Source organism: Promicromonospora sp. NPDC057488 (genome assembly GCF_042802395.1).
In the GTDB taxonomy this organism is placed as follows: domain Bacteria; phylum Actinomycetota; class Actinomycetes; order Actinomycetales; family Cellulomonadaceae; genus Promicromonospora.
Genome location: NZ_JBHVEG010000023.1, coordinates 45,463 through 56,625, shown reverse-complemented (window position 1 = coordinate 56,625; position 11,163 = coordinate 45,463). Strand labels below are relative to the sequence as shown.

Genomic DNA, 11,163 nt, shown 5'->3' with positions numbered 1-11,163 from the left:
GATCCACAAGGGTGCCGGCCCTGAGCCGTTTCACGTGAAACCGACGACGGCGAACTAGCGGACCGCGGTCAGCGCACGGTCGATGACCGCACGGTAGAGCGTCGACAGGTCGTGCCCGCTGGCCGCGACCGCCTGCGGCAGCAGCGACATCTCCGTCATGCCCGGGGCGACATTGACCTCGAGCACGTGGGCGGTGCCGTCCGGGGCGAGGATCAGGTCGGTGCGGGACAGGTGCCGCAGGTGGAGCGCGCGGTGCGCGCGCACCGCGACGTCCGACACGAGGGCCGCCTGGTCGGCGGTGAGTCGCGCCGGTGCGAAGAACTCCGTCTCGCCGGCCACGTAGCGCGCGGCGTAGTCGTACCCGCCGTCGGCCACGATCTCGACCGCGGGGAGAGCCTCCGGGCCGTCCGCGCCCTCGATCACGCTGACCGCGAGCTCGATCCCGTCGACCGCGCGCTCGATGAGCGCCGTCTCGCCGTAGGCGAAGCACTCCACCATCGCGCGCGGAAGGTCCTCGGCGCGGGTCACGACGGTGACGCCGAGGGCGGAGCCGCCCTCGGTCGGCTTCACGACCAGCGGCAGCCCGATGCGCCGCAGGATCGTGTCGAGCACCGGCTGTGCGCCGAGATCCCGGAACAGGCTCTGGGGGAGCGTCACGTAGTCGGGCGTCGCGATCCCGGCGCCGAGCAGCGCGGACTTGGCGATCGGCTTGTTCCACACCACGCGGCTCGCCCGCGGACCCGTGCCCACGTAGGGCAGGCCGATCATGTCGAGCACGTCGCGGACGGAGCCGTCCTCGCCGGAAGCCCCGTGCAGCAGCGGCCAGACGACGTCGGGCCGGGTCTTCTCCAGGAAGGGCAGGAGGTCGGCGTCGACGTCGTGCAGCAGGACCTCGAGGCCGGTCGCGCGGAGCGCCTCGGCGACGCGACGTCCGGAGCGCAGGGAGACGTCGCGTTCGTGCGAGAGACCGCCGGCCAGGACGACCACGAGCGGAACGCTCCGGCCGACGTCGGGCCTGGAGCTGAGGGGCGAGCCGGCGGTGCCCGGCGCGGCCGGGACGGGTGCGGGACTGGTCATCGAGGACTCACTCGGTCGGGACGGAGAGGGACGGACAGCTGCCATCGTGTCAGACGCGCAGGTCAGCGGCGTGACCGGCGGGTCCGATCGTCGACGCGGCGCGTCAGGCCAGGTCGGGTGCGGGGCCCTCGACGTCGTCCGTGTCGGGGTCGGGCTGCCCGGCGGTGCCGAAGAGCTGTACCAGCTCGGACTCGCCGTGCACGACCCCGGCCAGCCGGCGCACGCCCTCGCGGATGCGCTCCGGGGTGGGGAAGCAGAACGAGAGACGCATGTGGTCGGAGCCGCTGCCGTCGTAGTAGAAGGCGGTGCCCGGCACGTACGCGACGCGCGCGGTGACGGCCCGCGGCAGCATCGCCCGCGCGTCCAGGCCCTCGGGGAGCCGCACCCAGACGAAGAAGCCGCCCTGCGGCACGTTCCAGGACGCGCCGGGCAGGTGCTCGCCGAGCGCGCCCACGAGCGCGTCGCGCCGTTCGCGGTACGTCTCGCGGTAGGCCTTGATCTGCGCCTTCCAGTCGCAGGTCTCCAGGTACGTCGCCACGGCGAGCTGGGAGGCGTTCGAGGGCGACAGGACCGCGGACTCGCTGGCGAGGACGAGCTTGTCCCGCACCGCGTGCGGCGCGATGACGAAGCCGACCCGGTAGCCCGGCGCGAACGTCTTGGAGAAGGAGCCGAGGTACAGCACGCCGTCGGTGTCGTACGAGCGGAGCGCGGGCATCGGCTCGGTGTCGAAGCCGAGCAGCCCGTACGGGTTGTCCTCCACCACGAGGACGCCGTGCCGGCGGCAGATCTCCAGGATCTGCGGCCGCCGCTCGATGGACAGCGAGACACCGGCGGGGTTCTGGAAGGTCGGCACGGTGTACAGGAACTTCACGCGCCGGCCCGCGGCGGCGAGACGGGTGAGCGTCGCGTCGAGCTCCGCGGGGACCAGTCCGTCGGCGTCGAGCGGCACCTGGACGACGTCGGCCTGGTAGGAACGGAAGACGCCCAGCGCGCCGACGTACGACGGCGCCTCGGCGATCACGACGTCGCCCGGGTCCACGAAGATGCGGGTCACGAGGTCCAGCGCGGACTGCGACCCGGTGGTCACCACGACGTCGTCGGGATGGGCGGACACACCTTCCAGCGCGACGACCTGCGTGATGTGCTCGCGCAGCGACTCCTCGCCCTGCCCCGAGCCGTACTGCAGGGCCGTGGTGCCCTTGGTGACGATGAGGCGCTGCATCGCGTCGGCGATGACGTCGAGCGGCAGGCCCTCGAGGTACGGCATCCCGCCCGCCAGCGACACCACCTCGGGGCGGTTCGCCACCGAGAAGAGCGCCCGGATCTCCGAGGCGCGCATGCCGTGCGCTCGCGCCGCGTACGAACCGAACCACGGGTCGAGGCGGGTACCGGCAGTCTCGGGAAGCTCGTTCACGCACGTCAGTCTCGCACGCACCGTGTGCGAGACACAGTGGTCGTTCGTAGTGAAACGGTGAGATCAATCGGGTGGTGCCAGGGAGACCGGCTCGCGCCGGGCCCGAGCCGGCGACAGAAGAGCGCGTGCCCGGCACCACGTCCGGTCACGAGGACCAGGGGGCCGGGCACGCGCTCCTTGCACGCGGTGAGGGGACGGTCAGCCCGCGAGGACCTCGTCGATCTCCTCGGTCAGCGCGCGCTTCGGGCGGGCGCCGATGATCGACTTCACGACCTCGCCGCCCTTGTAGACGTTGAGCGTCGGGATCGAGACGATGCCGTAGTCCATGGCGGTCTGCCGGTTCTCGTCGGTGTCGATCTTGACGATCTTGATCTTGCCCTCGTACTCGTCGGACAGCTCCTCGAGGATCGGCGCGACCATGCGACACGGGCCGCACCAGGTGGCCCAGAAGTCGACGAAGACAGGAATGTCAGAGTCGAGGACCTCGGCCTTGAAGGTGTCGTCGGTGACCTTGATGGTGCTCATCCAGCATCTCCTTGTTCATGGCCCCGCGCGGGGCCGAGGGGGCAGGGTCGGTGGGCGCCGACCGGAGATCAGTCGTTCAGCGAGTCCAGGAACGCCTGGGCGTCGAGCGCCGCGGAGCAGCCCGAGCCGGCGGCGGTGATCGCCTGGCGGTAGGTGTGGTCGACGGCGTCGCCGCAGGCGAAGACGCCGGAAAGGTTGGTGCGGGTGCTGCGGCCCTCGACGAGGATGTAGCCGTTCTCGTCCAGGTCGACCTGGCCCTTGACCAGGTCCGTGCGGGGCTCGTGGCCGATCGCGACGAACAGGCCGGTCGCGTCCAGGTCGCGCACCTCGCCGGTGACGGTGTCCCGCAGGCTGAGCCCGGAGACCTTGCTGTCACCCGTGATGCCGGCGATCTCGCTGTTCCACGCGAACTCGATCTTCGGGTCCGCGGTGGCGCGCTCCGCCATGATCTTCGACGCGCGCAGGTCGTCGCGGCGGTGCACGACGGTCACCTTCGAGGCGAAGCGCGTGAGGAACGTTGCCTCCTCCATCGCGGAGTCCCCACCGCCGACGACGGCGATGTCCTGGTCGCGGAAGAAAAACCCGTCACAGGTGGCGCACCACGAGACGCCGCGCCCGGAGAGCCGCTTCTCGTCGGGCAGGCCGAGCTCGCGGTAGGCCGAGCCGGTCGACAGGATCACGGAGCGGGCGCGGTAGGTGTCGCCACCGCCCGTCACGATCGTCTTGACGTCGCCGGTCAGCTCGACCTGCTCCGCGTCGTCCCAGACGACCTTGGCGCCGAACTTCTCCGCCTGCTCCCGCATCGCCTCCATCAGGTCAGGGCCCTGGATGCCGGCGGGGAAGCCGGGGAAGTTCTCGACCTCAGTGGTGTTCATGAGGGCGCCGCCCGCGGTGACCGAACCCGCGATGACCACGGGCGCGAAGCCGGCACGAGCCGCATAGATGGCCGCGGTATATCCCGCGGGGCCGGACCCGACGATGACGACGTCGAGCACAGGGGCGTCGGTGGTGCCGGCGGCCGGAGCGGTGGTCTGTTCGGTCAAGGTGTTCTCCTCGAGTTCCATTGGCACACGCAACAACACGCGGGCGGGTCCCAGTGTTCCAGCCCTGGCCACGCACGGCTCGACCGTGGACGTGAGTCTCGACACACGGTATCGACATCCGTCGACGTATCCGGTAACAGAGCCGGTCCTGTCACGACAGAACACCGGCGGGAACGAACCAACTGCATGAACGTGGTTCGGACCCGCCGGTGTTCCGTATTGGTCGGTGCCGTCGTCGACGGCGGTCGGTCAGCTCAGCACGACCTCGTTCAGCTCCAGCCGGAAGCCGTCCGAGACCTGCGGCAGCTCGGTGACCCAGATCGTGAACGAGTCGCTCACGACGGGCTCCGACAGCTCGAAGGTGGTGGTATCCGAGAAGGTGCCCTCCGCGAGCACCTCGCCGCCCTCACCGCCCTTGAGGATCTGCACCTTGCCGCCAGGGGTGTTGGTGAGCAGCTCGATCTTGGTGACGGACGCCGGCTCGCGGAGCCGCAGCTCCAGGCCGAGGAAGTCCTTGAACCCGCCGAACGCGGCCCGCTGGTAGGTCGTCGTGAAGTAGAACGTGGCCGGGTCCGTGTCGAAGGCCCGCTCGACCGCCTCGGGATGGTCGAGCGTGCTGCCCTCCCAGTCGAGCTCGCCGAGCAGCGTCCCGGAGTCGATGACCGGTCGCGCCTCGGTCTCCGTGGGGGCCGACGGCTCGGTGCTGCCCCCGCCGTCCGCTCCGGCGGAGGTGGAGACGGACGGGGAGGGCGGGGCGTCGGCGATCACGTCGGGCGTGGGGGACAGGACCGCGTTGATGGCCCAGATGAGTCCCGCCACGACGGCGACGCCGACCAGGCCGAGCACGATCGGGGTCGGGTTCACGCCGCCGCGCTTGGGCGCGGGCTGGGTGGCGAAGCCGCCGTCCTGCTCGTAGTAGCCGCCGTTGTCGGGCGGGTAGCCGCCGGGCGCGTAGGACTGGGGCGGGTACTGCTGCGGCTGCTGCTGGGCGTACTGCGCCTGGTCGTAACCGGGCTGGCCCTGCGCGACCGGCTGGCCGTACTGGTCGTACCCCGCCGGCGGGTAGCCGGCCGGCGCGCCCTCGGGGGGCGGAGGTGGCACCGGGGCGTGCTGCTGCCCGTACGCCTGTGGCTCGTAGGTGTAGTCGTTCTGCTGTTCGGGATAGCCGGCGGGCACGTTGCCCGCCCCCATCGCCATGGTCTCGTCGTTTCGTGCGATCCGGCCCGTGGCGGGACGCCGCACGGGCGGGACTCCTTCGCCTCCGAACGCCTCGGCGATGGACTGCCGCCGCGGCTCCTCCGGCTCGGGTTGCACGAATCCAGGCAGCGATGCCACTACGGAAACCTCTCCCCACGGCGCGAGGGCCGTGGTGACGTCGTCGGGGTTCTTCGGCCCGTCGGTGCCGCCGGACGTGTTGAACGTCCGGGCCACCAGGCTGTCGATCTCGGTGTCCACGTGCGGGACCAAGCTGGAAAGGGGCGCCACGGCGCCGGAGTCGTCGACCTGCGCGGGCAGGGGGATCAGAGTGTCCTTCGCGATCCACTCCGCCTCGAGGTCCTGGCCGGGCCAGCGCGCGGTCATCGCGTAGTAGAGGAGGGCCACGAGGCCCTGGGCGTCGAGCTCCGCGGGCTTGACGTTGAGCGTGTCGCCCGAGGCGAGCCCGCCGTCGAGCCCCAGGCCCGTGATCCGCACCTGGTGGCCGTCGACCCGCAGCGCCTCGGGGCGCAGCGCGGCATGGTGCACGCCGCGGGCGTGCGCCACGGCGAGCGCGCTCGCCGCCTCGCCGACGATCGCCCGGGCCTGCTGCTCGTCCACCAGGCCGCTCGAGATGATCTCGGTCAGCGTGGTGCCGGTGTGCGGCTCGGTGACCACGTATTTGCGGCCCTCGGGGTCGGAGCCGGCGTCGAGCACCCGGACGAGGCGGGGATCCGTCACCAGTGCCGCGCGCCGCGCGGCGTCCAGGGCGTCGCCCGTATAGGGCCCGGTCACGAGGGTCACCCGGACGTCGCGGTCCAGGATCAGGTCGTGCGCTTCCCATGCGGTGGCCGCGGCAAGGTCGGTGGACGCCTGCTGACGCAGCCGGTATCTCTCGACCAGCACGGTGCCTGGTTCGACAGTGCTCACGCGGACCTCCTCGCTCGGTCGGGGGACAGTAGCAGGTACGTGACCGCCGGGATCACGCACCGTCGCCATGCTACGCGGAACCGCTGCGGGCCCGCCGGAACGTCGTCCGTATGTACGAAAGCGCAGCCCACACGTGTGAGCTGCGCTTCCCGTACGACGACGGCGCGCGTCAGCGCCGGAAGCGAGCCAGGACGGGGCCGAGCAGCCGGTCGAGCTCCCGGACCCGGAACAGGCGCAGGAGCAGGACGTAGACGCCGAGCATCACCAGGCCGCAGAGCGCCGTCACCCACAGGCCGCTGAGCATCGCGAGCACCCAGCCCCTGCCGAAGGCGAGTGCGTCGAACCCGCCGACCAGCTGGTAGACGCCCCACCCGGCACCGCCGGCGACCGCCGCGGCGAGCACCGCCTTGGCGTGCAGCACGAAGATGCGCCCGCCGTCGAGGCGGCCGCCGAGCTTCCGCTTGAGGCCGCCCGTGCGCAGCAGCACCGTGATCCAGTTCGACAGGGCGTAGGCGCCACCGGCGGCGACGACCCAGAGCTCGATCGGCAGCCAGAGCTGCGCGGCGACCAGGCCGGCCACCAGGGCGACCGTCGACGGCACGGTGATCCAGAAGACCGAGCGGCCGTCCTCGTAGGCGTAGTAGACCCACTTCATGAGCGCCATGCCGCCGAGCGGCACCAGCCCGAACGAGAGGGCCACCAGGACGGGCGCGATGAGGGCGGTGTCCTCGGCTCCCGCGGTCGGGACGATGAACGCGGTGAGCGGCCCGGCCAGCACCACGAGCGCCGCCGTGGCGAACACGGTGAAGACGCCGATGGTGCGCAGCCCCAGGGACAGATCGTCGCGGACCCTGTCGGTGTCACCCTCCTGCGCGGCCTTGCTGATCCCCGTGAACAGCGCCGTGGCGATGGAGACGGTGACCAGGGAGTGGGGGAGCAGGTAGATCAGGAGTGCCTGCGTGTAGGACGCGTTACCGGCGAACGACTCCGTGGCCGTGCTCGCGGCACCGGCCTCGGACGCGACCCGGGTCAGGTACAGGACACCCGCCTGCTCCAGGACCACGGCGGCGAACGTCCACATCGCGACGGCGCCCGCCGAGCGCAGGCCGATGCCCCGCAGGCCGAGGCGGAGGTTCCAGCGGAAGCCCGAGCGGAGCAGCGGGACGAGCAGCACGAGGGCCTGCGCCACGATGCCGAGCGTGGCCGTGCCGGCCAGCAGGACGGTGCGCGGGGTGTTCCACTCGGCGAGGTCGTTGATCCCGGCGTCGGCGCCACCGAAGACGGCCAGGAAGATCCCGAAGCCGAGCACGGAGACCACGTTGTTGGCCACCGGCGCCCACATGAACGGACCGAACTGCTCGCGGGCGTTCAGCACCTGGCCCAGCAGCGTGTACAGGCCGTAGAAGAAGAGCTGGGGGATGCACCAGTACGCGAAGACGGTGCCCAGCGCGAGCTGCTCCGCCGACCAGCCGTCGGTGTAGAGCATCACGACCCACGCGGCGGCACCGGTCAGCACGGCGGTGATCGCGAGGATGCCGACGGCCGAGATCGTGAGCAGCTTGTCGACGCGCTCCTGCGCGTTGTGCGCGCGGAACGCCTTGACGATCTGCGGCACGAGGACGGCGTTCAGCATGCCGCCCGCGAGGATCGCGAACAGCACGTTGGGCAGCTTGTTCGCGACGTCGAACGCGTCGGCGACGGTGCCCGTGGCGCCGATGGCGGCCACCAGCATCAGGTTGCGGACCAGCCCACCGAGGCGGGAGGCGGCCGTGCCGGCCGCCATCACAATCGAGTTGCGCCCCAGGTTGTTGGTCGACGACGCCGCGGCCGTCGGCGTCTCGGGCGCGCCCGGTCCGCTCGCGGCATCGGCGCTCGGGTCCGACGCTGGGTCGGTCGATGCGGTCACGGCGTTCTCCTGGGTCAAGCGACTACTCCCGTGGTCTGGGCCCCTGCCCGGCGCTGTTCGGCCGACGTGTGCGGCGGCCGAAACCTTACTCTGCCCGGACGGCCACGGAGTCCGCCGGCGCCGCCGGTGCGGAACCCGGCGCCTCGGCGGCCGTTCCCGTGGCCTCCTCTACGTCCTTGCTGGTGGCGCGGTACGGCGACCGCCCGCGGCGCACCGTGCGCCAGATCCCGGCCAGGAACAGCAGGGCGACGAGCCCCGCGGCGATCCAGGTGCCGAGCTCCTCCCAGCCCGCGCGGACGCGGACCTGGAACGACGAGTCGTCGTTGATCTTGGCGCCGTTCGGGGTGAGCACATGAGCGTCCACCCGGACGTCGCCCGAGCCGATGGCCCGCACCGGCACCTGCACGTCCATCTCCCGGCCTGCCGGGATGACCTCGGTGATGCGGTCGTCGACGGTCAGGCGCGGGTGGTCGGGGCGCAGCACCACCGTGACCGTCGCGTCGACGTTGAGCGTGTTGCGCACGCGGACCGGGATGTTGCCCTTGTCCGTGATGAAGTTGACGTCCTGGCGCGGCACCACGCTGACGGACTGCTTGGTGAGGGCGTTCGACGCCTCCAGGGTCTGCTTGACCAGCGTCTCCCGCAGCCCGGTGTCGGCGCGGTGCGCGACGGCGAGCGGGGCGATCAGGTGGGTGACACCGGGCTCCCAGATCTCGCGGGCGCGCTCGCCGGCGACCGACGAGAACGTGACGACGGCGTCGCGCGCCCGCTCCAGGGCCCTGACGCTTGACACGCCCAGCTCGGCCTTGGCCGCGCTGCGACTCGCCAGCTCGGCGCGGGCCACGTCCGGGGGGTCCTGCGCGAACAGCGTGTCGACGGTCGTGACGTCCACCCAGCCCGCCTCGTCGAGCTCGTCCAGGATCTTGCTCGCGCCCTCGGCGTCGGGCGTCCAGGTCCGCGGCGCGACGATCAGCAGCGACGGCGGGGTGGCCGGCGTCTGCGTCACGACGGCGGCGGTCTCGGCGAGCAGCCGCTGCGCGCCCTCGGTCGGGGTGGCCGCGCTGGTCGCGGCCTTCGTCGAGGTGGAGCTCTCCGCGGAGGTCCCGTCGTCCGCGCCCGACAGGTCGGTGGCGGAGAGGAAGGCCCGCGTGAGGGCGCTGTCGGCCACCGCGGCGCGCGCGGTGCCGCCCGGGACGCGGAGGTCGGCCCGGCCCGTCACGGTACCGGCGCCCTCGTACGCGAGTCCGCCGCTGCCGACGACGACCTGCCGGCGTTCCGCCGCGACTGCCAGGCTGAGGGTCGCGACGTCGGGCACGACGCCGTCGGCCGGCCAGGCCAGGTTGGTCCGCCACGACTCCGGGACCTCCCAGTTCCCCTCGCGCGGTGCCTGGAGGAAGCTGCGCGTGCCCGTGGTGCGCACGTTCGCGTGGGCGAGCGCGGCGAGGTCAGGGTCGTGGCTGGGGAGGGTGTACGTGGTGGTGTCCGCGGCGGCCGCGGTCATGCGCTCGGACCAGTCGATGAGCGCCGGGTCGTCCGACGCCGCGGCCACGCCGATGGTGTCGGGGTCGATCGCCAGCGACACCTTCGCGTTCTCCGCGACCTGCAGCACGCCGTCGAGGCGCTGCCCGGTCGCCGTCTGCTGAGCCAGCTCGATCTCGGCGGTGCTCGGGTCGGCCGGGTCGATCGCGGGGCTCGTGACGGCGGCCAGGACGCTGAGCTGCATGGGCGTCCGCTCGAGGCCGTCGGCGTCGTACACGAGGAAGGAGCGGGCGATGCCCAGGCGGCCCGAGGCGTCGCCGGCGGCGACGGCGAGCTTGCGCGCGCCGAAGCCCTCGAAGGTCTGGGCACCCGGGTCGTAGGTGAACGAGACGCTCTTGGACGCGCCCGGTTTGAGGTCCCCGACCGACTTCGGCACGGGCACGCCCCGGACCGGCTCGAGCAGGCCGGCCGTGGCCCACTCCTCGATCGCCAGGCGTGACGTGATCGCGACGTAGTCGATCGTCAGCTGGGCTACGGCGTCGGACACCGTGGCGTCGCTCGTGTTGGTGACCTCCGCGCGGATGGTCACCTCGTCCCCGGGACGTGCGACGGGGTGCGAGATGTCGGTGACGGCGACGTCGAGCGCCCCGGCCTCGGCGGAGGTGGTCGTGGCGAGCGGCTGGGTGACCGCGGCGTCGGTGGTGGCGCGCGCCGGCGTCGGACCGGTGGCGGCCGCCGGGGGCAGCGCGGACCCGACGAGCACCGCGCCCGCCAGGAGCACGGCGCCGAGCGTGCCGGTACGGCGGGCCGCCCGGCTGCGGGCGGGACTGCGGGAGAGGTCGGGCTGCTGCTTCATGGCAGGTCGGGGCGCTCCGTGGGGAAGGCGTCGGCGCGCAGCGCGTCCCGGAGGTTCCTCGAGGAGACGAGGAGATCCAGGGCGGCCGCGGCCAGTCGCTGCTCGTTCGGGTACGACAGGCGCTCGGCGAGCTCGTCCACCCTGACCCAGAGAGCGTCCTCGGCTTCGCCGTCCGGATCGTTCTCCACGGTCAGGTGACCGCCCTCCGCGCGCAAGAGGTAATGGTGCACCACCTTGTGCACCCGCCGGTCCTCACCGGTGAACCAGTAGTCGATCACGCCGAGCTCCGCCTGGATGGAGCCGCGGATGCCGGTCTCCTCGCGGATCTCGCGGATCGCGGCCTCCTGCGGGGTCTCGCGACCCTCGAGGTGGCCCTTGGGCAGGCACCACTCCAGCCGGCCGGTGCGGTTGCGGCGCAGCAGCACTGCCGCGCTGAACTCCTCGGGGCGCTCGGACTCGGCCCGCAGGACGAGTCCGCCGGCCGAGGTCTCGTCCACGATGGGCAGGTGCACGGGGGCGGTCGCGGCGGCGGCACGCCGGGCAGGGTTCACCCGCAACGGGGCCCCGCCGGGCGGCGGGGGCACCTCCGGGCGACCGTCTGGACCGTCGCTCGCCGGAACAGGGGTGGACATGCCCCAACACTACCGACTGACCACCCTTGATCTGGTCAGGTGAGGGGGTGCGGGCGGTTTCGGGCAGAGCTGGTCCCCGGTGAGTGGGGCCGCGCAGCGTCTGGGAG

At 72.2% G+C, this 11,163-nt stretch carries 8 protein-coding genes; all 8 read right to left on the bottom strand.

The window, feature by feature from the left end:
* Window positions 1-54 precede the first annotated feature (54 nt).
* A complete protein-coding gene (locus ACFU5G_RS07325) occupies window positions 55-1,077 on the bottom strand; it encodes a D-alanine--D-alanine ligase (RefSeq protein WP_377242266.1) in 1,023 nt (340 codons plus the stop codon).
* Window positions 1,078-1,180: 103 nt separating this feature from the next.
* A complete protein-coding gene (locus ACFU5G_RS07320) occupies window positions 1,181-2,491 on the bottom strand; it encodes a PLP-dependent aminotransferase family protein (RefSeq protein ID WP_377242264.1) in 1,311 nt (436 codons plus the stop codon).
* 198 nt (window positions 2,492-2,689) lie between these two features.
* A complete protein-coding gene (gene trxA, locus ACFU5G_RS07315) occupies window positions 2,690-3,016 on the bottom strand; it encodes a thioredoxin (RefSeq protein ID WP_020017340.1) in 327 nt (108 codons plus the stop codon).
* Between the two features lie 68 nt (window positions 3,017-3,084).
* Complete coding sequence (trxB, locus tag ACFU5G_RS07310) at window positions 3,085-4,059, bottom strand: thioredoxin-disulfide reductase (RefSeq protein ID WP_377242262.1); 975 nt, start codon at window positions 4,057-4,059, stop codon at window positions 3,085-3,087.
* Between the two features lie 249 nt (window positions 4,060-4,308).
* Window positions 4,309-6,183: a hypothetical protein gene (locus tag ACFU5G_RS07305; RefSeq protein WP_377242260.1), complete on the bottom strand. Its 1,875-nt coding sequence runs from the start codon at window positions 6,181-6,183 to the stop codon at window positions 4,309-4,311.
* 169 nt (window positions 6,184-6,352) lie between these two features.
* Window positions 6,353-8,089: a murein biosynthesis integral membrane protein MurJ gene (murJ, locus tag ACFU5G_RS07300; RefSeq protein ID WP_377242258.1), complete on the bottom strand. Its 1,737-nt coding sequence runs from the start codon at window positions 8,087-8,089 to the stop codon at window positions 6,353-6,355.
* A gap of 85 nt (window positions 8,090-8,174) precedes the next feature.
* Window positions 8,175-10,424 carry a DUF6049 family protein gene (locus tag ACFU5G_RS07295; RefSeq protein WP_377242256.1) on the bottom strand — a complete coding sequence of 750 codons (2,250 nt, stop codon included), beginning with the start codon at window positions 10,422-10,424 and terminating at the stop codon, window positions 8,175-8,177.
* Entirely contained in the window at window positions 10,421-11,056 is a 636-nt protein-coding gene (locus ACFU5G_RS07290) for an NUDIX hydrolase (protein ID WP_051109607.1), read from the bottom strand. Before ACFU5G_RS07290 ends, ACFU5G_RS07295 begins: the two co-directional genes overlap by 4 nt.
* Window positions 11,057-11,163 lie beyond the last annotated feature (107 nt).